General features: G+C 71.1%; 22 protein-coding genes and 1 tRNA gene. 1 reads left to right on the top strand and 22 read right to left on the bottom strand.

Annotated features, from left to right (window positions below; genetic code table 11):
- The 22 genes from B085_RS0136380 to B085_RS0136485 all read right to left on the bottom strand — a co-directional run bounded on the left by B085_RS0136380 (nucleotide 1) and on the right by B085_RS0136485 (nucleotide 23,016).
- Nucleotides 1-918 (bottom strand): F0F1 ATP synthase subunit gamma, encoded by a 918-nt coding sequence (locus tag B085_RS0136380; protein WP_018563523.1) that lies wholly within the window; start codon nucleotides 916-918, stop codon nucleotides 1-3.
- A 2-nt stretch (nucleotides 919-920) separates the two neighbouring features.
- Nucleotides 921-2,492: a F0F1 ATP synthase subunit alpha gene (gene atpA, locus B085_RS0136385; protein ID WP_018563524.1), complete on the bottom strand. Its 1,572-nt coding sequence runs from the start codon at nucleotides 2,490-2,492 to the stop codon at nucleotides 921-923.
- Nucleotides 2,493-2,581: 89 nt separating this feature from the next.
- The gene (locus B085_RS0136390; RefSeq protein ID WP_018563525.1) at nucleotides 2,582-3,397 is read right to left on the bottom strand and encodes a F0F1 ATP synthase subunit delta; all 816 of its coding nucleotides are present in this window, start codon (nucleotides 3,395-3,397) and stop codon (nucleotides 2,582-2,584) included.
- A complete protein-coding gene (locus B085_RS0136395; RefSeq protein WP_018563526.1) occupies nucleotides 3,394-3,939 on the bottom strand; it encodes a F0F1 ATP synthase subunit B in 546 nt (181 codons plus the stop codon). Before B085_RS0136395 ends, B085_RS0136390 begins: the two co-directional genes overlap by 4 nt.
- A 44-nt stretch (nucleotides 3,940-3,983) precedes the next feature.
- A complete protein-coding gene (gene atpE / locus B085_RS0136400) occupies nucleotides 3,984-4,226 on the bottom strand; it encodes an ATP synthase F0 subunit C (protein ID WP_018563527.1) in 243 nt (80 codons plus the stop codon).
- 78 nt (nucleotides 4,227-4,304) lie between these two features.
- The gene (gene atpB, locus B085_RS0136405; RefSeq protein WP_026251816.1) at nucleotides 4,305-5,135 is read right to left on the bottom strand and encodes a F0F1 ATP synthase subunit A; all 831 of its coding nucleotides are present in this window, start codon (nucleotides 5,133-5,135) and stop codon (nucleotides 4,305-4,307) included.
- Nucleotides 5,136-5,345: 210 nt separating this feature from the next.
- Nucleotides 5,346-5,759 carry a hypothetical protein gene (locus B085_RS0136410; RefSeq protein ID WP_018563529.1) on the bottom strand — a complete coding sequence of 138 codons (414 nt, stop codon included), beginning with the start codon at nucleotides 5,757-5,759 and terminating at the stop codon, nucleotides 5,346-5,348.
- 255 nt (nucleotides 5,760-6,014) lie between these two features.
- Nucleotides 6,015-7,322 (bottom strand): MraY family glycosyltransferase, encoded by a 1,308-nt coding sequence (locus B085_RS0136415; RefSeq protein WP_018563530.1) that lies wholly within the window; start codon nucleotides 7,320-7,322, stop codon nucleotides 6,015-6,017.
- A 118-nt stretch (nucleotides 7,323-7,440) separates the two neighbouring features.
- The gene (gene glyA, locus B085_RS0136420) at nucleotides 7,441-8,742 is read right to left on the bottom strand and encodes a serine hydroxymethyltransferase (RefSeq protein WP_018563531.1); all 1,302 of its coding nucleotides are present in this window, start codon (nucleotides 8,740-8,742) and stop codon (nucleotides 7,441-7,443) included.
- A 180-nt stretch (nucleotides 8,743-8,922) separates the two neighbouring features.
- The gene (locus B085_RS0136425) at nucleotides 8,923-9,555 is read right to left on the bottom strand and encodes a protein-tyrosine-phosphatase (RefSeq protein WP_018563532.1); all 633 of its coding nucleotides are present in this window, start codon (nucleotides 9,553-9,555) and stop codon (nucleotides 8,923-8,925) included.
- Nucleotides 9,552-10,199: an L-threonylcarbamoyladenylate synthase gene (locus B085_RS0136430; RefSeq protein WP_018563533.1), complete on the bottom strand. Its 648-nt coding sequence runs from the start codon at nucleotides 10,197-10,199 to the stop codon at nucleotides 9,552-9,554. Before B085_RS0136430 ends, B085_RS0136425 begins: the two co-directional genes overlap by 4 nt.
- Before the next feature lie 31 nt (nucleotides 10,200-10,230).
- Nucleotides 10,231-11,076, bottom strand: a complete 846-nt coding sequence (gene prmC, locus B085_RS0136435) for a peptide chain release factor N(5)-glutamine methyltransferase (RefSeq protein ID WP_018563534.1) — start codon at nucleotides 11,074-11,076, stop codon at nucleotides 10,231-10,233.
- Nucleotides 11,077-11,092: 16 nt separating this feature from the next.
- Nucleotides 11,093-12,181, bottom strand: a complete 1,089-nt coding sequence (gene prfA, locus B085_RS0136440; RefSeq protein WP_018563535.1) for a peptide chain release factor 1 — start codon at nucleotides 12,179-12,181, stop codon at nucleotides 11,093-11,095.
- 114 nt (nucleotides 12,182-12,295) lie between these two features.
- Nucleotides 12,296-12,520 carry a 50S ribosomal protein L31 gene (rpmE, locus tag B085_RS0136445; protein ID WP_018563536.1) on the bottom strand — a complete coding sequence of 75 codons (225 nt, stop codon included), beginning with the start codon at nucleotides 12,518-12,520 and terminating at the stop codon, nucleotides 12,296-12,298.
- Nucleotides 12,521-12,643: 123 nt separating this feature from the next.
- The gene (locus B085_RS0136450) at nucleotides 12,644-13,768 is read right to left on the bottom strand and encodes an LCP family protein (protein ID WP_018563537.1); all 1,125 of its coding nucleotides are present in this window, start codon (nucleotides 13,766-13,768) and stop codon (nucleotides 12,644-12,646) included.
- A gap of 264 nt (nucleotides 13,769-14,032) precedes the next feature.
- Entirely contained in the window at nucleotides 14,033-15,970 is a 1,938-nt protein-coding gene (rho, locus tag B085_RS0136455; protein ID WP_026251818.1) for a transcription termination factor Rho, read from the bottom strand.
- Nucleotides 15,971-16,368: 398 nt separating this feature from the next.
- Nucleotides 16,369-17,292, bottom strand: a complete 924-nt coding sequence (gene thrB, locus B085_RS0136460) for a homoserine kinase (protein ID WP_018563539.1) — start codon at nucleotides 17,290-17,292, stop codon at nucleotides 16,369-16,371.
- A 261-nt stretch (nucleotides 17,293-17,553) separates the two neighbouring features.
- On the bottom strand, nucleotides 17,554-18,642 hold the full coding sequence (gene thrC / locus B085_RS0136465) for a threonine synthase (RefSeq protein ID WP_018563540.1): 1,089 nt from the start codon (nucleotides 18,640-18,642) through the stop codon (nucleotides 17,554-17,556).
- Between the two features lie 7 nt (nucleotides 18,643-18,649).
- Nucleotides 18,650-19,996: a homoserine dehydrogenase gene (locus B085_RS0136470; protein ID WP_018563541.1), complete on the bottom strand. Its 1,347-nt coding sequence runs from the start codon at nucleotides 19,994-19,996 to the stop codon at nucleotides 18,650-18,652.
- A gap of 126 nt (nucleotides 19,997-20,122) precedes the next feature.
- Nucleotides 20,123-21,514: a diaminopimelate decarboxylase gene (gene lysA / locus B085_RS0136475; protein ID WP_018563542.1), complete on the bottom strand. Its 1,392-nt coding sequence runs from the start codon at nucleotides 21,512-21,514 to the stop codon at nucleotides 20,123-20,125.
- 19 nt (nucleotides 21,515-21,533) lie between these two features.
- On the bottom strand, nucleotides 21,534-22,511 hold the full coding sequence (gene nrtL, locus B085_RS0136480) for an ArgS-related anticodon-binding protein NrtL (RefSeq protein ID WP_026251819.1): 978 nt from the start codon (nucleotides 22,509-22,511) through the stop codon (nucleotides 21,534-21,536).
- A 76-nt stretch (nucleotides 22,512-22,587) separates the two neighbouring features.
- On the bottom strand, nucleotides 22,588-23,016 hold the full coding sequence (locus B085_RS0136485) for a response regulator (RefSeq protein ID WP_078620224.1): 429 nt from the start codon (nucleotides 23,014-23,016) through the stop codon (nucleotides 22,588-22,590).
- Between the two features lie 241 nt (nucleotides 23,017-23,257).
- Between B085_RS0136485 and B085_RS0136490 the strand changes: the two genes are divergently transcribed.
- Nucleotides 23,258-23,329: transfer RNA gene (locus B085_RS0136490), tRNA-Arg, on the top strand.
- Nucleotides 23,330-23,480: the final 151 nt, after the last annotated feature.

Genomic DNA, 23,480 nt, shown 5'->3' on the forward strand with positions numbered 1-23,480 from the left:
TTAGTCACTCCCCGCAGACGCGTCGGCCAGGGCGCTGGAGCCACCGACGATCTCGCTGATTTCCTGGGTGATTTCGGCCTGGCGGGCCTGGTTGGCAAGCCGCGTGAGCGTCTTGATGAGCTCCTCGGCGTTGTCGGTCGCCGACTTCATCGCCCGGCGGCGGGCAGCGTGCTCGGAAGCGGCACCCTGCAGCAGCGCGTTGAAGATCCGGCTCTCGACGTACCGCGGCAGCAGCGCGTCCAGGACGCCCTCCGCCGACGGCTCGAAGTCGTACAGGGGGAGGATCTCCCCCTCCTTGCGGGCCTCGCCACCGGTGGCGTCGTCCAGGGACAGCGGCAGCAGCCGCTTCTCCACCGGCGCCTGCGTCAGCATCGACACGAACTCCGTGAAGACGATGTGCAGTTCGTCGACACCGCCCTCGGCCGTGTCCTTGAGGACCTGGTCGATCAGCGGGTCGGCCACCGACTTGGCGTCCGCGTACACCGGCTTGTCGGTGAACCCGGTCCACGAGCCGGCGATCGGGCGCTCGCGGAAGCCGTAGTAGGCCACGCCCTTGCGGCCGATGAGGTAGTGCACGACCTCCTTGCCCTCCGCGCGCAGCCGCTCGGTGAGCCGGTCGGCAGCCTTGATCGCGTTGGACGAGTAGCCGCCGGCCAGACCGCGGTCGCTCGTGACGAGCAGGACCGCGGCGCGGGTCGGGTTCTCGGCCTCGGTGGTCAGCGGGTGGTTCGTGTTGGAACCGGTCGCGACCGCCGCCACCGCGCGGGTGAGCTCATCGGCGTACGGGGACGATGCCGCGACCTGGCGCTGGGCCTTGACGATCCGGGACGCGGAGATCATCTCCATCGCCTTCGTGATCTTCTTGGTCGCGGTGACGGACTTGATGCGGCGCTTGTATACCCGAAGCTGGGCGCCCATGCTCAGCCCTCACCCAGCAGCTTGCCGTCCGAGGTCTCGAACTGCTTCTTGAACTCCACGACCGCGTCGGTCAGGGCCTCGACCGTGTCGTCGCCGAGCTTGCCGGTCTCGGCGATGCTCAGCAGCAGGTCCTTCTTCTCACGGCGGAGGTAGTCCAGCAGCTCGCGCTCGAAGCGGCGGATGTCCTCGACCGGGACGTCGTCCAGCTTGCCGGTGGTGCCGGCCCAGATGGAGACGACCTGGTCCTCGATCGGGAACGGCGCGTACTGGCCCTGCTTGAGCAGCTCCACCATGCGCTTGCCGCGCTCCAGCTGCGCCTTGGAGGCCGCGTCCAGGTCGGAACCGAAGGCGGCGAACGCCTCCAGCTCGCGGTACTGGGCGAGGTCCACGCGCAGGCGGCCGGCGACCGACTTCATGGCCTTGATCTGCGCCGAGCCACCGACTCGGGAGACCGAGATACCGACGTTCAGCGCCGGGCGCTGGCCCGCGTTGAACAGGTCGGACTCCAGGAAGCACTGGCCGTCGGTGATGGAGATGACGTTGGTCGGGATGAACGCCGACACGTCGTTGGCCTTGGTCTCGACGACCGGCAGACCGGTCATCGAGCCGGCACCCAGCTCGTCGGAGAGCTTGGCGCAACGCTCCAGCAGACGGGAGTGCAGGTAGAAGACGTCACCCGGGTAGGCCTCACGGCCCGGCGGGCGGCGCAGCAGGAGGGAGACGGCACGGTAGGCGTCGGCCTGCTTGGACAGGTCGTCGAAGACGATCAGGACGTGCTTGCCCTGGTACATCCAGTGCTGGCCGATGGCCGAGCCGGTGTACGGGGCGAGGTACTTGAAGCCGGCCGGGTCGGACGCCGGGGCCGCCACGATCGTGGTGTACTCCAGGGCGCCGGCCTCCTCCAGCGAGGCGCGCACGCCCGCGATGGTGGAGCCCTTCTGACCGATGGCGACGTAGATGCAGCGGACCTGCTTCTTCGGGTCGCCGGAACGCCAGTTGTCACGCTGGTTGATGATCGTGTCGATCGCCAGGGCCGTCTTGCCGGTCTGACGGTCGCCGATGATCAGCTGACGCTGGCCGCGGCCGATCGGGGTCATCGCGTCGACCGCCTTGAGGCCGGTCTGCATCGGCTCGTGGACGGACTTACGGGCCATGACGCCGGGAGCCTGCAGCTCCAGGGCGCGGCGGCCCTCGGTCTCGATCTCGCCGAGGCCGTCGATCGGGTTGCCGAGCGGGTCGACGACGCGACCCAGGTATCCCTCGCCGACGGCGACCGAGAGCACCTCACCGGTGCGCTGCACCGGCTGGCCCTCCTCGATGCCGCTGAACTCGCCGAGGACGATCGCGCCGATCTCGCGCTCCTCGAGGTTGAGGGCGAGACCGAGGGTGCCGTCCTCGAACTTCAGCAGTTCGTTCGCCATCGCCGAGGGGAGACCCTCGACCTTGGCGATACCGTCGCCGGCCAGGCTGACCGTTCCGACCTCCTCGCGCGAGGCCGCGTCCGGCTGGTACGACTGGACAAAGTTCTCCAGCGCGTCCCGGATCTCCTCCGGCCGGATCGTGAGCTCCGCCATCTGGGTTCCCTGCTCTCCTTGTTGGGCCCGAAGTATTCGCTACGGCCCAACTCGGGCCGCTGGTACTGCTCTTTGAGTTGGTGGCTGGTTCAGCCGGCCATCCGGCGGCTCGCCTCTTCGAGGCGGTCCGCGATGGTCCCGTCGATGACCTCGTCGCCGACCCGAACCGAGATGCCGCCGCGGACCGCGGGGTCCACGTCGAGGTTCAGGTGCACCTGCCGGCCGTAGATCGTGGCCAGCGCGGCGCCGAGGCGCTGCTTCTGCCGGTCGTTCAGCGGTACCGCCGACACCACGACCGCAACCGTGCGGTTACGGCGCGTCGCCGCCAGCTTGGACAGGGCGTCGATCCCTGCCTCCAGGCTACGGCCTCGCGGGTGGGTCACGAGACGGACCACGATCCGCTCCGTGACCGGGTTGGCGCGGCCGCCCAGCAGCGAGTGCAGCAGGGCCGCCTTGGCCTGGCCGCCCGCGGCGCGGTCGGTCAGCGCCGCCCGCAGCTCGCTGCTGCCGGAGACGATGCGGCCGAAGCGGAACAGCTCGTCCTCGACGTCGTCGAGGTGGCCCGCCCGCTCCGCGGCGATCAGGTCGGCGCCGTAGGACAGCTCCTCCAGCGCGTCGACCAGGTCACGCGACTGCGACCAGCGGCTGCGGACCATGCCCGAGACCAGATCGGACGTCTCGCCGCCGATCTGCCCGCCGAGGACCGCCTGCGCCAGGCCCGCCTTGGCCTCCCCCGGCTGGGCCGGGTCGGTCAAGGCGCGGCGCAGCGAACCCTCGCGGTCGAGCAGCCCCGTGACGGCGGCCAGCTCCTCGGCGAGCTTCGCCGCGTCGACGGACGTGCTGTCCGTCACCGCGTCGAGGCGCTCGCGCGCGGTGGCCAGTGCCTCGCGGCTCGCTCCGTTCATCGCGCGGCCTCGGCCTTCTCCTCGAGCTCGTCGAGGAAGCGGTCGATCACGCGGCTCTGGCGGGCGGTGTCCTCGAGGGACTCACCGACGATCTTGCCGGCCAGGTCGGTGGCGAGCTTGCCGACGTCCTGGCGCAGCGCGTGCGCGGCAGACCGGCGGTCGGCCTCGATCTGGGCGTGACCGGCGGCGATGATCTCCTCGCGCTGCCGCTGGCCTTCCGCACGCATCTCGGCGATGAGCGCGGCGCCCTGCTCCTGCGCCTCCTGGCGCAGACGCGCGGCCTCGTGGCGGGCCTCGGAGAGCGACTGCTTGTACTCCTCGAGGGTCCGCTGAGCCTCGGCCTGTGCGGCCTCGGCCTTCTCCATGCCGCCCTCGATGGCCTCGCGGCGCTCGTCCAGAACCTTGTTGATGTTCGGGAGGAGCTTCTTGGCGAGGAAGAAGAAGACGATGGCGAAGGCGATGAGACCGATGACGAGCTCTGGGATCGGCGGGATGAGGGGGTTCTCCGCCTCCTCGGCCGCCAGCTGTGCCAGGGCGTTCACATCAGTGCCTTCCGTCGAAAGGGGTTGGTCTCGTCAGCCCGGACTCAGGAGGTCGGGTAGACGAACGGCATGACCAGACCGATCAGCGCGAGCGCCTCACAGAAGGCGAAGCCGAGGATCTGGTTGGCACGGATCAGGCCGGCGGCCTCGGGCTGACGGGCGAGCGCCTGCGTACCGTTGCCGAAGATGATGCCGATGCCGACGCCGGGGCCGATGGCCGCGAGGCCGTAGCCGATGGAGCCCAGGTTGCCGAGGATCTGGGTGGCGGCGAGGTTCACAGCGGACATGCTGTTTCTTCCTTCTCTTTCACGGACCGGTGGGGGTTGGCCACCGGACAATCGGGGGGCTGTGCGTCGTGCGGCTGCTCAGTGGTGTTCGGCGAGCGCGCCCTGCACGTAGGAGCAGGCCAGCAGCACGAAGACGTACGCCTGGACGGCCTGGATGAAGAGCTCGAAGGCGGTCATGACGATGACCATCACGAACGAGACGCTGGCGTAGGCGATGCCGATCCCGTTGAGCAGGTACCAGCTGGCGATGGTGAACAGCAGCAGCAGGACGTGCCCGGCGAACATGTTCGCGAAGAGTCGCACGGCGTGCGTGAACGGCCGCACGATGACGTTGGAGAGGAACTCCAGGCCGACGACCATCGGCAGCACCGCGCCGAGGTTCTTGTCGTAGCCGGTGATGTTCTTCCAGCCGCCGACGAAGCCGTGCTTCTTGAAGGTCAGCGACATCCACGTGATGTACACGATCGCGGCGAGCGCGGCCGGGTAGCTGATGATCGCCGTCACGGGGAACTGGGCGATCGGCACGATCGACCACAGGTTCATGATCCAGACGAAGAAGAACAACGCGACCATGAAGGGCACGTACTTCTCGCCGTCCCGCTTGCCGATCGTCTCGTAGACGATGCCGCGGCGGACGAAGTCGTAGCCGGCCTCGGCGACCATCTGCAGTTTGCCCGGCACGATCTTCGGCTTGGCGAACGCAGCCCAGAAGAAGCCGACGATCACGATGCTGCCGAGCAGTGCCAGCAGCATCGTCTTGTTGAAGTAGACGCTGCTGTCCCCGTCGCCGATCAGCGGCTTGAAGAGGAAGGAGTGCAGGCCGGGGGCCGGGAAGCCGCACCCGTCGAAGATGTGGCAGTTCGTCTCGAAGGCGAGCGTCGTTACATCACTCACCGAGAGCTCCTTCAGCGTGGCGCATAGGTACGGCAACCTCTACGTGTCGGCGCGGCACACGGCCACGGAACGGCACTGGACTGGTCTGACGGATGTGGGGGCGGCGGGTGGGCGCTGAGCCGAAGGGCTGTTGCGAAGGCATGACTGCCACCCGCGCCAGCTCTGCCGCAGTTGAGACCGGACGATAGCAAACGAGCGGAAGTCCGCCTGCACCGGCCCTGCTTTTCACGGTGAAGTTCCGGCGGAGCCGGGCTCCACGTACAGCATCTTGGTCTTCATATGAGCACGTGCCTGGGCGGCGATCCACACCAGGGTCGTGCCGAGCAGGGTGAAGGCGAACACCTGGGTGTCGAAGAGCGTCGTGTTCTTGAACACGGCCAGCACGATGGCGAGCAGCAGCAGCTGCACGGTGTAGAGCATCAGGCCCATCATCTGGAACAGCGTGGGATAGGAACGGGCGGTGCGCTGAAGCACCGTCAGACCGATTCCCATGAACGCGATCACCACCACCGCGCCGAAGCCCGCGCCGATCGCGCCCTTGCCGCCCGCGAGCACGCTGGAGACAGCGACCGCGATCACCCCCGCGGCTACGGCGGGCACGGCGCAGTTCAGAAGCGTTCGGACGTCGTTGGACTGCATGGCGGCAGCTCCTCCGGCGAGGTTAGGAGTACAGGGGTCGTCGAGGACGAGGGTAGCCCGGCGGCGAGGACATGCCTCACGCCGGAAGACCATCGCACTAGGGTCTTTCGGCTTGATTCCGGGTTCTCGTGAACGGTATCACAAACTATTTGATGAGGTCTTTACCCGGTTCGTGTGTGACCTGTCACACGGAAGAAGTAACTCTCGCGGAGTCTTCCGGACGCCTCTCGACGGCTGTGCTAAAGAGCGTTCGGCCTACGGACGGCTGCCCGAACCGCGGCCGGCGTCCACCAGGGACCGCGCGCTGAGCGCGGTAGCGCCGTTGACGCCGGGGGCCTCCCCCGCGGCGATGGTGGCCGCGGCGGCGTCGTGGGCCTCTCGCGCGGCCTCCGCCCGGGTACGGCGGTACCGCGGCGGGACGAACGCCTCGGCCCAGCGCGGGGCCCGGGGGCGGAAACGCGGCATGAGCAGCGCGAGCAGCCCCATGGCGCTCAGCACGACGATGCTCAGGACGATCAGCAGGCTGGAGGAGTTGACCGAGAAGGCGACGGCGCCGAAGGAGATCAGCGCGGACCAGAAGTACATGATCCACACGGCCCGGCTGTGCGAGTGGCCGATGTCCAGCAGCCGGTGGTGGAGGTGTCCGCGGTCGGCGGCGAACGGCGACTGCCCGTTCCAGGTGCGGCGCACGATGGCCAGCACCAGGTCGGCCGCCGGGATCGCGATGAGCGTCAGCGGCAGCAGCAGGGGGAGGTAGAACGGCACCATGAAGTGCGTGGTGTCCCGGGTCGAACCGGTGAGGTTGGTGATGGCGTCGGGGTCGGTCTGACCGGTGATCGAGATGGCGCCGGAGGCCAGCACCAGGCCGATCAGCATCGAGCCCGAGTCGCCCATGAAGATCCGCGCGGGATGCAGGTTGTGCGGCAGGAAGCCCAGGCACATCCCGATGAGGATGGCGCTGAACAGCGTCGCCGGGGCGGCCGCCTCGATGCCGTAGCCGTACCAGATGCGGTACGCGTACATGAAGAACGCGATCGCGGCGATGCACACCATTCCGGACGCGAGTCCGTCGAGTCCGTCGACGAAGTTGACCGCGTTGATCGTGATCACGACCAGCGCCACGGTCAGCAGGGTCGACTGCACCGGTGTGAGCGCGACGATGCCCTTGCCCGGGATCGGCAGCCACAGCACGGTGAGGCCCTGCAGCACCATCACACCGGCCGCGATCATCTGCGCGCCCAGCTTGATCAGGGCGTCCACGCCCCACTTGTCGTCCAGCACGCCCAGCAGCCAGATGAGCCCGGCGCCCGAGAGCAGCGCCCGGGGCTCGTTGGAGAGCTCGAAGACGCTCTTGAGGTTGGTCAGGTGGGCCGCCACCAGCAGGCCCGCGCACAGGCCGCCGAACATGGCGATGCCGCCGAGGCGCGGCGTGGGTTCGCGATGGACGTCGCGGTCGCGGATCTCGGGCATGGCCCCTGCCGCGATGGCGAACTTCCGCACCGGCCCCGTGAGGAGGTAGGTCACGGCTGCTGCGACACACAGGGTCAAGAGGTACTCGCGCACGGGCACACCCTATTCGCGTCCGGGTGTCGACTGTAAACACAGACGAAGACTCACAGCGGGTACCCAGGGTTGCACATGCCACCCACCGGGGTGGCCCGGCCCCCCTGTGAAGCGCGTCTCAGCCGGGGTACGGGGGGAAGCCCTCCACCAGTTCCGCGACCTCGCCGGCCAGTCCCCGCTCCTCCCGCAGCGCGCGCACGATCAGGTCCGCGACCTGCGGCATCTGCTCCTCGCGCATCCCCTGGGTGGTCACCGACGCGGTGCCCAGGCGGATTCCGGAACCGGCGGTGCAGGGCTCCGTGTCGTACGGCAGCGTGTACTTGTCCAGCACGATCCCGGCGGCCGCGCACAGTCCGCGGGCGCGCATACCGGTGACGCCCAGGGCCGACACGTCCGCGGCGATCAGATGCGTGTCCGTGCCGCCGGTGGCGATGCGCGGGCCCTGCGCGGCGAGCGCGCCGGCGAGCGCGCGGGCGTTGGCGACGACCTGGTGCGCGTAGAGCGCGAACTCCGGCCGCGCCGCCTCGGCGAGGGCCGCCGCCTTCGCGGCGACGGCGTGCATGTGCGGACCGCCCTGCGAGAAGGGGAAGACCGCCCGGTCGATGCGCTGGGCCAGGTCCGCGCCGCACAGGACGAGCCCGCCGCGCGGTCCGCGCAGCGTCTTGTGCGTGGTCGCGCACACCACGTCCGCGTACGGCACCGGGTTGGGCGCGGCGCCGCCGGCGACCAGGCCGAGCGTGTGCGCGGCGTCCACGATCAGGTACGCGCCGACGTCGTCGGCGATCTCGCGGAAGGCGGCGTAGTCGATGTGCCGGGGATAGGCGATCCCGCCGCAGACGATCGCCTTCGGGCGGTGCCGGTGGGCCAGGTCCCGCACCTGCGCGTAGTCGATCAGGCCGCCCTCCTCGAAGGTCTCGCCCCGCGTCACTCCGTATCCGACGATGCGGAACCAGCGGCCGGAGAAGTTCGACTCGGACCCGTGGGTGAGGTGGCCGCCGTGGGCCAGCGACATCGCCAGGACGGTGTCCCCGGGGACCAGGAGGGCCGCGTAGGCGGCCAGCACGGCCGAGGAGCCGGAGTAGGGCTGCACGTTCGCGTGCGCGGCTCCGAACAGCCGTGTGGCCCTTTCCACGGCCAGCCGCTCGGCCAGGTCCACCAGCTCGCACCCGGCGTGGTGGCGGTGGCCGGGGTAGCCCTCGGCGTACTTGTTGGCCAGCGGTGAGCCGAGCGCCGTCAGGACGGCCGGGGAGGTGAAGTTCTCACCCGCGATCAACTGCAGGCACGAGGCCTGCCGCTGGGCTTCCCCGAGGAGGATGTCGGCCAGTTCCGGGTCATGGGCGCGCAGCTCGTCGAGGCCGGGGCCCCCGGCCGGGAGCGTGGGGGTGACTATGTGGGGTGAAGACACTTCCGCGGTGGGCATGGCGGCGCTCCCGGGGGCGGCTGGGAAGGTTCTCACCTGCCACTGTTGCATCCTTCCGGACATTTCGCGCCGCGTTGTGCTCCACCGGGGGCCGGGTGGTCGCCGCGGGCCGCGCCACCGTGCCCCGGGAGCCCGCCCGAAGGGCCGTCCGCGACCCGGGGAGACCTTCCGCCCCCGGGGTCAGGCGGTGGGCGCCGGAACCCCGGTGAGCGCCGTCAGGACCGGGTCCAGCGCGTCGTGGATCTCCTCGCCGATGCTGCGGAAGAACGTCAGCGGGGCGCCGTACGGGTCGTACACCTCGTCCGCGTCGGCGGTGGGCGCCAGCAGCCACCCGCGCAGGGCCGCGGCGGCGCGCACCAGGGACCGCGCGCGCTCGGTCACGCTGCCCTCCGGCAGCGTCGCCGGGTCTATCGCCTTCACCAGCCGGGTGAACTCCTTCAGCGTGAAGGTGCGCAGACCCGCCGCATGACCCATGGAGATCACCTGGGCGCGGTGGTCGCGGGTCGCGGTCAGCACGAGGTCGGCGTCGATCACGTGGTCGTCGAGGAGCTCGCGCCCGAGGAAGCCGACCGGGTCGGCGGAGTACTCGGCGAGCACCGCCGCCGCGTGCGCCTCCATCGGCGCGCCCTCGTGTCCCCAGGTGCCGGCGCTCTCCACGATGATCCCGGCGGCGCCGTCACCGAGCCGCAGCGTCAGCTCGTGCCGGGTCAGCCGCTCGGCCATCGGCGAGCGGCAGACGTTGCCGGTGCAGACGTGGAGGATGCGGAACGGGCGCTCGCCGTGATCCCACTGCCCGGGTATGGGCGGTGTCAATTGCCGACCTCCAGGTCGGGTACGACCTCACGGAGCTGCTCCGCGCTGATCGCGCCCGCCCGCAGCAGGACGGGCACCTTGCCGGTGAGGTCCACGATGGAGGACGGAACGGCCGCGGGCGTCGGGCCGCCGTCGAGGTAGATCGCGACGGAGTCGCCGAGCATCTCCTGCGCCGCGTCGCAGTCCTGCGGCGAGGGGTGACCGGTCAGGTTGGCGCTGGAGACGGCCATGGGGCCGGTCTCGGTCAGCAGCTCGATGGCGACCGGGTGCAGCGGCATGCGGACGGCGACGGTGCCGCGGGTGTCCCCCAGGTCCCACTGGAGCGACGGCTGGTGACGGGCGACGAGGGTGAGCGCGCCCGGCCAGAAGGCGTCGACCAGCTCCCAGGCCTGCTCGCTGAAGTCGGTGACCAGGCCGTGCAGGGTGTTCGGGGAGCCGACCAGGACGGGCGAGGGCATGTTGCGGCCCCGGCCCTTGGCCTCCAGCAGGTCGCCGACGGCCTCGGTGTTGAACGCGTCCGCGCCGATCCCGTAGACGGTGTCGGTGGGCAGCACCACGAGCTCGCCGCGGCGTACGGCGGACGCGGCCTCGCGCAGTCCGGCGATCCGGTCCGTCGCGTCCGAGCAGTCGTAACGCCGTGCCATCAGCAGACCTCCATGACGTGCGGCGCCGTGGTCACGGCGTCGCCTTGCGGGCAGTGGTGAACCGGGGACGGTTGTTGAGGTCGGGGTGGTCGGCGGCGTCCGCCCAGCCGGCCTCCTCGGTGAAGATCCAGGGCACCTGGCCGCCCTGGGTGTCGGCGTGCTCGATGACGACGACCCCGCCCGGGCGCAGCAGCCGGTGCGCGGTGCGCTCGATGCCGCGGATCGTGTCGAGGCCGTCCTCGCCGGAGAACAGCGCCATCCCGGGGTCGTGGTCGCGGGCCTCCGGCGCCACGTACTCCCATTCGGTGAGCGGGATGTAGGGCGGGTTGGAGATCACCAGGTCGACCTGGCCGTCGAGGTCCTGGAAGGCCTCCAGGGCGTCGCCCTGCCGCAGGTCGACCTTGCTGCCCTCGACGTTCTTGCGGGCCCACACCAGCGCCTCGTCGGACAGCTCCACCGCGTGCACCCGGCTGCGCGGCACCTCCTGCGCCAGGGCGAGCGCGATGGCGCCCGAACCGGTGCACAGGTCGACGATGAGCGGCTCGGCGACGTCCATGGCACGTACCGCGTCTATGGCCCACCCGACGACCGACTCGGTCTCCGGGCGGGGCACGAAGACCCCGGGGCCGACCTGGAGCTCCAGGTACCGGAAGAACGCCCGGCCCGTGATGTGCTGCAGCGGCTCGCGGGCCTCGCGGCGGGCCACGGCCTCCCAGTAGCGCGCGTCGAAGTCGGCGTCGGCGACGGTGTGCAGCGCGCCGCGCTTCACCCCGTGCACATACGCCGCGAGCTCCTCGGCGTCGAACCGCGGCGAGGGAACGCCGGCGTCGGCCAGCCGCTGGGTCGCCTGGGCGACCTCGGCGAGCAGCAGGTTCACGTTCTCCGCCTCCGGTTCAGCTTCCGTCGCCCGCGGCGGCCAGCTTGGCCGCCGAGTCGGCGTCGACACACGCCTGGATGACCGCGTCCAGTTCGCCGTCGAGGACCTGGTCCAAGTTGTACGCCTTGAAGCCGACGCGGTGGTCCGAGATGCGGTTCTCCGGGAAGTTGTAGGTGCGGATGCGCTCGCTGCGGTCCACCGTCCGCACCTGGCTGCGGCGGGCGTCGGAGGCCTCGCGCTCGGCCTCCTCCTGCGCGGCGGCCAGCAGCCGGGAGCGCAGGATGCGCATCGCCGACTCCTTGTTCTGCAGCTGGCTCTTCTCGTTCTGGCAGGAGACGACCAGCCCGGAGGGCAGGTGGGTGATGCGCACCGCGGAGTCGGTGGTGTTGACCGACTGGCCGCCGGGGCCCGAGGAGCGGTAGACGTCGATCCGCAGGTCGTTGGGGCCGATCTCGACCTCGACCTCGTCGGCCTCGGGGGTCACCAGCACACCGGCGGCGGAGGTGTGGATGCGGCCCTGGGACTCGGTGGCCGGCACGCGCTGGACGCGGTGCACGCCCCCCTCGTACTTCAGCCGTGCCCAGACGCCCTGACCGGGCTCGGTGGCGCCGTTGCCGCCCTTGGTCTTCACCGCGACCTGGACGTCCTTGTAGCCGCCGAGGTCGGAGGCGTTGGCGTCGATGATCTCGGTCTTCCAGCCCTGGCGCTCGGCGTAGCGCAGGTACATGCGCAGGAGGTCGCCGGCGAACAGCGCGGACTCCTCGCCGCCCTCACCCGCCTTGACCTCCAGGATCACGTCCTTGTCGTCGCTGGGGTCGCGCGGCACGAGCAGCAGCCGCAGGCGCTCCGTGAGCTCCTCGCGCTGCTTCTCCAGCTCCTTCACCTCGGCGGCGAAGTCGGGGTCGTCCGCGGCCAGTTCGCGCGCGGTGCCGATGTCGTCGCCGGTCTGCTTCCAGCCGCGGTAGGTGCCGATGATGGGAGTCAGCTCCGCGTAGCGCTTGTTGAGCTTGCGCGCGTTGGCCTGGTCGGCGAAGACCGCCGGGTCGGCAAGCTTCTTCTCGAGGTCGGCGTACTCGCCGATCAGTTCCTCGACCGCCTCGAACATCAGGATCCCTGCTTCTGGAAGGGGTGGACGCCGGTGGACCAGCCTGGGACGACAAAGCGCCGGTCCGGCCGCCGGAGGATATCCGGACGGCCGTGGACCGGCGCTTTCGGGTCGCTACTTCTTGGCGGACCCGGCCGCCTTGCCGAAGCGGGCCTCGAAGCGGGCCACACGGCCACCGGTGTCGAGGATCTTCTGCTTGCCCGTGTAGAACGGGTGGCACGCGGAGCAGACGTCGGCACGGATGACGCCGTCCTTCACGGTGCTGCGGGTGGTGAACGAGGCGCCGCAGGTGCAGCTGACCTGGGTCTCCACGTACTCCGGGTGGATGTCGCGCTTCAAGGGGTTCTCCTAGTGTTCGGGAGGGTCCCGGGTCGTGCCGCGGGCTTGCGTCACGTGAACCGGGGCCGACGTACCAGTCTGCCAGCACTGGCCGCATCTGCCCAAACCGGGGGCCGCGGTGATCTATTCCGGTCCGCCGCCGGACGGCTGCGAGGAGCCCCTGACCACGCCGTTCGTGTCGACGTCGTCACCCGCCGAGCCCTTGGTGGCGGACCTGGGGATCGGTTTGTCGGCCCGCAGCGCCGCCCAGACCCGCTCCGCCTGGTCGGTGATCGGCAGGACGCGGTTGGGGTCCGCGGGGTCGTAGCGCACCGGCATGGTGACCATGCCGATGTCCTTGGACCCCAGCCCTTTCAGGCTCTCCCCGAGGCCGACCAGCTTCTTGACGGACGCCAGCTCCGAGTCGGTGGTGATGGCGCCGGTCGCGGTGTCGGCGATCTCGTAGAGCCGGGTCGGCGAGCTCAGCAGCCCGATGCCGTTCACCCGGTCCACCAGGGCCTTCAGGAAGGCCTGCTGCAGCTTTATCCGGCCCAGGTCGCTGCCGTCCCCCACCCCGTGCCGGGTGCGCACCAGGCCGAGGGCCTGCTTGCCGTCGAGGTGGTGGGTGCCGGCGGGCAGGTGCAGGTGGCTGCGGTCGTCGCTGATGGCCTGGCTGGTGGTGACGGTGACCCCGCCGAGGGCGTCGACCAGGTGCTGGAAGCCGGAGAAGTCGATCTCGATGTAGTGGTCCATGCGGATGCCGGTCATCGTCTCGGCCGTCTTGACGGCACAGGCCGGGCCGCCGATGGCGTACGCCTCGTTGAACATCTCGCCGCTGCGGGGCGGGGCGGTGCCGCCGCCGGGCTCGGCGCAGGCGGGCCGGTCGACGAGGGTGTCGCGGGGGATGCTGACCACGCTCGCCCGGTCGTGCCCCTGGTAGACGTGGACGATCATCGCGGTGTCGGAGCGGGCGGTGCCGTCGTCCGTGCCGCCGCCGGCCTTCTGGTTGCTGCCCGAACGGGAGTCGGAACCGAGGACGAGGATGTCCATCGAGCCGTTGTCGACGTCGGCCGGCCGGTCGCGCCCGAGGAGGGCGTTGATGTCGATGCCCCTGATGTTGCCGTTGAGCTTGAGGTAGAGGCATCCGACGGCGGTGGTGGTCAGCAGCAGGAACGTCGCCACGACCCAGGCGGTGATCCGCAGGGCCCGCCGGCGCGGGCCGCGCAGGCGCCGCCGGGCGGCTCGTCCCTCGTCCGCGTGCTCGGGCATCGGCTCCTCTGTCCTGATCGGCTCCCCATGATGGGGTACCCGCTCCCGTGCCCGATCAGCCACGCGAGGGGGTGCCCGCAGGGCAATGACAGCGGGTCCGGGGCCGCCCCGCCGCGGGACGCGCCGGACACCGCCGCAGGTGAGAGCCATCCGGTCGGTGCCGCGGCGGGCTCGGACGGCCGCCGGCGGGCTCGGACGACGGAAGGCCGGTCCCGTCACCGAAGTGACCGGACCGGCCTTCTGGGCCGTGCCGACGCCGGGGCGTCAGTCGTTGTTGCCACCCGGGGTGGTCTTGGCGATCTGCATCAGGAACTCGGCGTTGGACTTGGTCTGCTTCATCTTGTCCAGCAGCAGCTCGATCGCCTGCTGCGAGTCGAGCGCGTGCAGCACCCGGCGCAGCTTCCAGGTGATGTTCAGCTCGTCCGGGGCCAGCAGGATCTCCTCCTTGCGGGTACCGGACGGGTCGACGTCCACCGCCGGGAAGATCCGCTTGTCCGCGAGCTTGCGGTCGAGCTTGAGCTCCATGTTGCCGGTGCCCTTGAACTCCTCGAAGATCACCTCGTCCATGCGCGAGCCGGTCTCGACCAGCGCGGTGGCCAGGATGGTCAGCGAGCCGCCGTCCTCGATGTTGCGCGCGGCACCGAAGAAGCGCTTCGGCGGGTACAGCGCGGTCGAGTCGACACCACCGGACAGGATGCGGCCGGAGGCGGGCGCCGCGAGGTTGTACGCGCGGCCCAGACGGGTGATGGAGTCCAGCAGGACGACGACGTCGTGGCCCAGCTCCACCAGCCGCTTGGCGCGCTCGATGGCGAGCTCCGCGACGGTGGTGTGGTCCTCGGCCGGACGGTCGAAGGTCGAGGAGATGACCTCGCCCTTCACCGACCGCTGCATGTCGGTGACCTCTTCCGGACGCTCGTCGACGAGGACGACCATCAGGTGGCACTCGGGGTTGTTGCGGGTGATCGCGTTGGCGATCGCCTGCATGATGATCGTCTTACCGGTCTTCGGCGGGGCCACGATCAGGCCGCGCTGGCCCTTTCCGATCGGGGCGACCAGGTCGATGATCCGGGTGATCAGCTGGCCGGGCTCGTTCTCCAGCCGCAGCCGCTCCTGCGGGTACAGCGGGGTGAGCTTGTTGAACTCCGGGCGGCCGCGGCCGCTCTCCGGCGCCATGCCGTTGACGGAGTCCAGGCGCACCAGCGCGTTGAACTTCTCGCGGCGCTCGCCGTCCTTCGGCTGGCGGACGGCACCCGTGACGTGGTCGCCCTTGCGCAGGCCGTTCTTGCGGACCTGGGCGAGCGAGACGTACACGTCGTTCGGACCGGGCAGGTAGCCGGAGGTCCGGATGAACGCGTAGTTGTCGAGGATGTCCAGGATGCCGGCGACCGGGATCAGGACGTCGTCGTCGGCGACCTGCGGCTCGCCCGCGAAGTCCTCGCGGCGGTTGCCGCCCCGGCCGCGGCGGTCGCGGTAACGGCCCCTGCGGCGGCGGCCGCCGCCCTCGCCGTCGTCATAGTCGTCCTGGCCACCCTGGCCGCCCTGCGGGCCGCCGCCCTGCTGCTGACGCTGCTGGCCGCCGTCCTGCTGCTGACGCTGCTGGCCGCCGTCCTCGCCGCCCTTGCGGCGGTCGCGCTGCCGGTCCCGCTGACGGTCGCGGCGGCTCTCGCGGCGGTCGTCGCCGCCCTTGCCGTCACCGGACTTGCCCTCGGCGCTGTCCACGGCGGCCTCGGCACGGCCCTCGGCGGACTGCTCGGACCTGGCGGACTCCGCCTTGTCCTTGGCCGCGGGTGCGGCCTTCTCGCCGGCCGGCTGGCCGGGGATCTCGATCTGCTTCTGCTGCTGCTCGGCGGCCTGGCCGCCGGCCTCGGCGGAATCACCCGTACGGGTACGCGAGGTGGCCCGGCGCTTCGGCTTCTCGGCAGCGGGCGCGCCCTCGGCGGCGGAGGCCTTGGCGCCGCCGCCGGACTGCGCGGCCTTGATGGTCTCGATGAGCTGGCTCTTGCGCATCCGAGCGGTGCCCTTGATGCCGAGACCGGAGGCGAGCTGCTGCAGCTCGGCCAGGACCATGCCCTCAAGACCGGTACCCGCGCGACGGCGCCGCGCGGCGGGGGCAGTGGCAGCACCGGTGGCAGGCGCGGCAGCATCGGACGCGGCGACAGGGCTGTCTGCGCGTACGCCCATCAGATCGGTGGTGTCGCTCACGAAGGGTCCTTCCCTGGAGCGGACGTCGGCCTGTCTGGCTCGGCGACCGGTCGTGCTGTCCGGATCCGGTCCTTATCACTTGCGCCGGACCCGGGGCGGTGGTCCGCCTGATGGCGGAGGAGATGATGTGGAACAAAAAAACACAGTTACCGGCGAGGTGAGAGTTCACTCTCGGGTGAAATGTCACCCGCGCCGTCTCCGGAGCGTGCTCGGCACTGCCCAGGCAGGCTGCCTATGCGGTGTGGGAGGCTCCCGGAAGAGTGGGCGGTCCCGATGCGGGACACAAGGCACCGGGACAACAGGTACAACAGGCGGGTGCCTGAGTCCACGGGTGCAGCAATGAGATTAACACTACCGGATCCAACAAACATTCCCCCTCTCTACGACCGGCAATCGTGTCACTGCCCCACAGCGAGCGGCAGCACACTCGCCCCCGCCGCGTCGAGGGCCAGGCGGTTCGCCGCCCACCCCTCGCCCGCCAGCCGGGAGACCTTGTCGGCGGTTTCCTCGTCCGCCAGCGCGAGCACCGTGGGTCCCGCACCCGAGATGACAGCGGGGACGCCTTCGGCGCGCAGTCGGTTCACCAGTGCCGTGCTCTCCGGCATCGCGGGCGCCCGGTACTCCTGGTGCAACCGGTCCTCGGTGGCGGGCAGCAGCAGGTCGGGCCGCCGGGTGAGGGCCTCGACGAGGAGCGCGGCACGTCCCGCGTTCACCGCCGCGTCCACGTGCGGGACGGTGCGCGGCAGCAACCCCCGGGCGGTCTCGGTCAGCAGCGGCCTGCCCGGCACGAAGACCACCGGAACGACCGACCCGGCGGGGTCCATCCGGACCGCGTGGGCGGCGCCGCCCTCGGTCCAGGCCAGCGTGAAGCCGCCGAGCAGACAGGCGGCGACGTTGTCCGGGTGGCCCTCGATCTCGTTCGCCAGCTCCAGCAGCGTGGCGTCGTCGAGCTTGTCCTGCCCGCCTATCGTCACCGCGCGGGCCGCCATGATGCCGGCGCAGATGGCGGCGGAGGAGGAGCCCAGGCCGCGGCCGTGCGGAATGCGGTTGGCGCACACCACCTCGAGGCCGCGCGGCTGACCGCCGAGCAGGTCGAAGGCGGTCCGCAGGGACCGTACGACCAGGTGGTTCTCGTCGCGGGAGAGCGAGTCGGCGCCTTCGCCGGCGATGTCGACGTGCAGACCGGAGTCGGCCACCCGGACCACGACGTCGTCGTAGAGTCCGAGCGCCAGGCCGAAGGCGTCGAAGCCCGGCCCGAGATTGGCGCTGGTCGCGGGGACGCGCACTCGGACGGCGGCGGCGCGGAAGGCTGGTCCGGCCATCGTTCGATGACTCTCCTTGTTTCACGGGCGTTTCTGCCTCGCGATGCCGCGGCATCGTTGCCGTACGGCGGCGAGGACTTGGGGGACCGTACCAAGGGGATCCCGCGAGGAGGATGCCAATGGCATGGGCCAGAACGGCGTGCGGCGGCGCCGGTGTGGGGTCAGCCTATCGAAGGAAGGTTCTCCTGCGACATAGGGCGCACGGACAGCGCGTGATGCGTGTCGCGTGCGAATCCGTGCGCCCCTGCCGTCCCTCGGGGGTCAGAGCAGCCCGAGCCGCTCCGCGGCGGCGTCGGCGTCCACCGGAACGGTGACGGGCTGCGGCGCGCCCGCCACCGCCCAGTCGGGGTCCTTCAGGCCGTTGCCGGTGACCGTGCAGACGATCCGCTGGCCCGCGTCGACCTTGCCCTGCTCGGCGGCCTGCAGCAGTCCGGCCACGCTCGCGGCCGAGGCCGGCTCGACGAAGACGCCCTCGTGCGCGGCGAGCAGCCGGTACGCCGCGAGGATCTGACGGTCGGTCACCGAGTCGATCAAGCCGCCGGATTCGTCCCGCGCCTCTTCGGCGAACTGCCAGGACGCCGGGTTGCCGATGCGGATCGCGGTGGCGATCGTCTGCGGCTGCCGCACCGGGTGGCCCAGCACGATCGGCGCGGCGCCGGAGGCCTGGAAGCCCCACATCCGCGGATGGCGCGTCGACACGCCGTCCGCGCAGTATTCGCGGTAGCCCTTCCAGTACGCCGTGATGTTCCCGGCGTTGCCGACCGGCAGCACATGGACGTCCGGCGCGTCGCCGAGCGCGTCCACGATCTCGAAGGCGGCGGTCTTCTGCCCCTCGATGCGTACCGGGTTCACCGAATTGACCAGCGCCACCGGGTACTTGTCGGACAGGCCGCGGGCGAGGTCCAGGCAGTCGTCGAAGTTGCCCTCGACCTGCAGGATGCGCGCCCCGTGCACCAGCGCCTGGCCCATCTTGCCCAGCGCGATCTTGCCCTGCGGCACCAGGACGGCGCAGACCATCCCGGCCCGCACCGCATAGGCGGCGGCCGAGGCGGAGGTGTTGCCCGTGGAGGCGCAGATGACCGCCTGCGCGCCCTCCTCCTTGGCCTTGGAGATCGCCATCGTCATGCCGCGGTCCTTGAAGGAGCCGGTGGGGTTGGCGCCCTCCACCTTCAGGAAGACGTCGCAGCCCGTGCGCTCGGACAGCACCTGGGCGGGGACCAGCGGGGTACCGCCCTCGAGCAGCGTGACCACGGGGGTCGCCGGGCCGACCGGGAGCCGGTCCCGGTACTCCTCGATGAGGCCGCGCCACTGGTGGGTGGCCGGCACACGGCCGGCCGAGACTGCGTTCATCGCTGGGTTACTCCCCTTCCACACGCATGATGCTGGCGACGCCCCGGACGGTGTCGAGCCTGCGCAGCGCCTCGACGGTCGCGCCCAGCGCCGCGTCCGGTGCCCGGTGGGTGACGACGACGAGCGACGCCTCCCCGCCCTCCCGTCGCCCGCCGCCGCCCTGTTCGACGGCGACTGCGTCGCCGACCGGATTCCTGCCTTGCTGACGAACCGTGTCGATCGACACCTGGTGCTCGGCGAAGACCGTGGCCACCTGGGCCAGGACGCCCGGTTTGTCCGCCACGTCCAGGCTGATGTGGTACCGCGTCACCACGTCGCCCATCGGGCCCACCGTGAGCTGCGCGTACGCGGACTCGCCCGGCCCGGTGGTGCTCGCCAGCTTGTTGCGGCAGGTCGCCACCAGGTCGCCCAGCACCGCCGAGGCCGTCGGCGAGCCGCCCGCCCCGGGGCCGTAGAACATCAGCTGGCCGGCCGCCGCGGCCTCCACGAAGACCGCGTTGTACGCCTCGCGCACGCTGGCCAGCGGGTGCGTCAGCGGGATCATCGCCGGGTGGACGCGGGCGGTGACCGAACGCCCGTCGGCGCTGCGCTCGCAGATCGCGAGCAGCTTCACCGTGCAGCCCATCCGCTGGGCCGAGGCGATGTCGGCCGCGGTGACCTCGGTGATCCCCTCGCGGTGCACGTCGCCGATGGTCACCCGGGTGTGGAAGGCGATGCCGGCCAGGATCGCGGCCTTGGCGGCGGCGTCGAAGCCCTCGACGTCGGCGGTCGGGTCGGCCTCGGCGTAGCCCAGGGCGGTGGCCTCGTCCAGCGCCTCGGAGTAGCCGGCGCCGGTGGTGTCCATCTTGTCGAGGATGAAGTTGGTCGTGCCGTTGACGATCCCCAGTACCCGGTTGACCTTGTCGCCGGCCAGCGACTCGCGCAGCGGGCGGATCAGCGGGATGGCCCCGGCGACCGCGGCCTCGTAGTAGAGGTCCACCCCGTGCTCGACGGCCGCGGCGTGCAGCGCGGCACCGTCCGCGGCCAGCAGCGCCTTGTTGGCGGACACCACGCTGGCGCCGTGCTCGAAGGAGGTGGTGATCAGCGAGCGGGCGGGCTCGATGCCGCCGATCACCTCGACGACCACGTCGATGTCCCCGCGTTTGACCAGGGCGGTCGCGTCCGTGGTGAGCAGTTCCGCGGGCACTCCCGCGCGCACCCGGTTGGGCCGCCGTACGGCGATCCCGGCGAGCTCCACCGGAGCGCCGATCCGCGCGGCGAGGTCGTCCGCGTGCGTCGTCATGATGCGCGCCACCTCTGAGCCGACCACACCACAGCCCAGCAGCGCCACCTTCAGCGGACGCGTACGCATCATCCGACCTCGCTTCGCGGTTTCAGCTCTTGCAAGCCTCTTGGACGGTCCCAGTCTCACGCACCGGACGGAAGTTTCCACGTGCTGTCCGGATCGCGAGACCGGCCTTCTTCTATGTGAGATTTCACGTCAGCCGACGTCGAGACGCAGGAGATCCTCTTCCGTCTCACGCCGGACGATCACCCGGGCCGCACCGTCCTTGACGGCGACCACCGGGGGGCGCAGGGCGTGGTTGTAGTTGCTGGCCATCGAGCGGCAGTAGGCGCCCGTCGCCGGCACCGCCAGCAGGTCGCCGGGCGCCAGGTCCGCGGGAAGGAAGGCGTCGCGCACGACGATGTCGCCCGACTCGCAGTGCTTGCCGACGACCCGGGTCAGCATCGGCTCGGCGTCGCTCGACCGGGACACCAGGGCCACGCTGTACTCGGCGTCGTACAGCGCGGTGCGGATGTTGTCGGACATCCCGCCGTCCACGCTCACGTAGGTGCGCAGGCCCTCCAGCGGCTTGATCGTGCCCACCTCGTAGAGGGTGAACGCCGTCGGGCCCACGATCGCCCGGCCCGGCTCGACCGACAGCCGCGGGACGGCGAGCTCAGCCCCCCGGCACTCCCGGGAGACGATCTCCCCCAGCGACTTGGCGATCTCCTGCGGCTCGCGCGGGTCGTCGTCCGGGGTGTACGCGATGCCGAGGCCGCCGCCGAGGTCGATCTCCGGCAGCTCCACCCCGTGCTCGTCGCGGATCTGCCGCAGCAGGCCGATCACCCGGTGCGCCGCCACCTCGAAACCGGAGGTGTCGAAGATCTGCGAGCCGATGTGCGAGTGGATGCCGACCAGTTCGAGCGAGTCCAGGCGCAGCACCCGGCGCACCGCCTCCGCAGCGTCCCCGCCGCCCAGCGAGAAACCGAACTTCTGGTCCTCGTGCGCGGTGGCGATGAACTCGTGGGTGTGCGCCTCGACGCCGACGGTGACGCGGACCTGCACCCGCTGCCGCCGGCCCGCCTTCTGCGCGGCGTCCGCCACCCGGACGATCTCCTGGAACGAGTCCACCACGATCCGCCCCACCCCGGCCTCGACGGCCTGGCGGATCTCCGCGGTGGTCTTGTTGTTGCCGTGCAGCGCGATCCGGTCGGCCGGCATCCCCGCCGACAGCGCCACGGCGAGCTCGCCGCCGGAGCACACGTCGAGGTTGAGGCCCTCCTCGTGCAGCCAGCGCACCACGGCGCGGGACAGGAACGCCTTGCCCGCGTAGAAGACGTCGGCGTCCGCGCCGAAGGCCTCGCGCCAGGCGCGGCAGCGGGCCCGGAAGTCGGCCTCGTCCAGGATGTAGGCGGGGGTGCCGAACTCCTCCGCGAGGGCGCGGACGTCCAGCCCGCCCACGGTGGCGACGCCCTCGGCGTCCCGGCTGACGGTACGGGCCCAGACCCGGGGGTCCAGGGTGTTCAGGTCGGCGGGCGGCGCCGCGTAGTGGCCCTCGGGGAGGACGTCGGCGTAGCGGGGCCCGGCGGGGTGTGCGGAACGGCTCATCGTCTCGTGCTCTCTGCTCTCACAGGTGTCGGGGGGCGCTGATGCCGAGCAGGGTCAGGCCGTTGGCGAGCACGGTCCCGGCGGCGTCGGCAAGCGCCAGGCGGGCCCCGTGCACGGCCGAGGGTTTCTCCTCGCCCTTCGGCAGGACCGGGCACGCGTCGTGGAAGCCGAGGAAGGCGTCGGCGGTGCGCTCCAGCAGCCGCGCCACCCGGTCGGGCGCGCCGTGCCGGGCCGCGGCCTCCACGGTGCGGGGGAAGTCGGCGATCAGGCCGAGCAGTTCGGTCTCCGCGGGGTCCCGGCGGCCGGATGCGGCGCCGGGCTCCAGGCCCAGGTCGTGGGCGTTGCGCAGCAGGGCCCGGCTGCGGGCGTGAGCGTACCGGACCAGGAACAGGGGGTTGCTCTCACGCTGCGCCAGGTGCTCCGCGGGGCCGGTGCGGGGGGCGTCCTCGGCGGGCGGGCGCAGCAGGGCCCAGGCGGTGGCGTCGGCGCCGAGGGTGCGGAGCAGCTCGTCCGGGGTCTGGCGTACGGGGTGCGGGCGTCGCGCGGGCGGCTCGATGCCGGTGGCGGCGTGCAGTCGGTGGAGGGCGGCGGCGTAGGCGTCGGCGCGGGCTTCGCCGGTGGGCGCGGGAAGGGCGCCGACCTGGTGCTCCCCGAGGCCGTAGCGGCTGCCCTGCTCGCGGACGAGGTCGACGAGGGCCTCGTGGGACTCCCCCTGGAGGGTGATGTTGAGGAAGCCGGGTGCGGCGACGTCCACCCGGGCGATGCCGGGGGCGGCGGCGAGCCGGCGGCCGATGACGTCGGCGACGGCGAGCGGCGCTGCGCCGGTCAGGGGGGCGAGTTGCAGGGCCACGTTGGTGGCGTAGTCCCCGCACCCGGGGCGCGGTGGGCGGCGTACGACCACCCGCTCGGGCACCGGGCCCGTGAGGCTGAGCTCGTCGGCCTCGACGGCGCGACGGACCGTGGCGAGCACGGTGCGGGAGAGCTCAGCGGGGGTCACAAGCGCAAGCGTAGGCGAGGAGGGGGGTACGGACGCGAACGGGTTTCACCCTTTGGTCACCGCCGCTCACCGCCGGTCACGCACTGCCGGGGGTGCCTGCCGGCGCGCCTTCCTGGGGGGTGTCGGCGGCGTCGGCGCCGACGAGCCGCCGTACGACGCGGATCAGCTCGCCGGGCTCGAAGGGCTTGCTGAGGAAGGCGTCGACCCCGGCGGCGACGGCGCTCTCCACCTCGGCCTGGGTGCAGGCGCTGACCACGACGATCCGCACGTCACGGGTGCGGGGGTCGGAGCGGAGGCGGGCCGCGGTGCGTATCCCGTCGAGGCGCGGCATGACGACGTCGAGCGTCACCACGTCCGGGCGCACCTGCTGCACCACGTCCAGGCATTCGGCACCATCGGCCGCGGTCACGACCTCGTAGCCCTCCAGCTCGAGGTTGACCCTGATCAGCTGCCGGATGACCTTGTTGTCGTCGACGACAAGCACCCGGCCGGACACGCCCGGCACATTCAGAGCCTAGGCGCGCCGGATCGGATGCGTCCGCGTTTTCCCCATTCCTTCCCCGACCGGGGGACGGCATGGCGGTGTGCCGGACACGCCCTGCCGCCATGGGCTATGCCAGGGGCACGCGGCTCGCGGCACGCTCCTCGTCGCGCCGCCTCCCGCAACCCGCTTCCCCGGAAACCCTGTACACGGACACCCCTTCCAGGCTGGTAAGGTTTCACCCGTCGCCGCCCGCGGACGACACGCCCCCGTAGCTCAGGGGATAGAGCAACGGCCTCCGGAGCCGTGTGCGCAGGTTCGAATCCTGCCGGGGGCACCTCGCACGAGGTGCCAAAAGACCCCGCCACCAGCCAAGACGCTGGAAGCGGGGTCTTTGCGTATGCGCAGCCGTGTGCCGCCGGAAGTGGCCGTATGGCGGGGTCTGTGGACTATCCGTGGACGGGATCTTGAGGCATTTCGGCCCAGGT

This window comes from Streptomyces sp. BoleA5, from assembly GCF_000373665.1.
Taxonomy (GTDB): domain Bacteria; phylum Actinomycetota; class Actinomycetes; order Streptomycetales; family Streptomycetaceae; genus Actinacidiphila.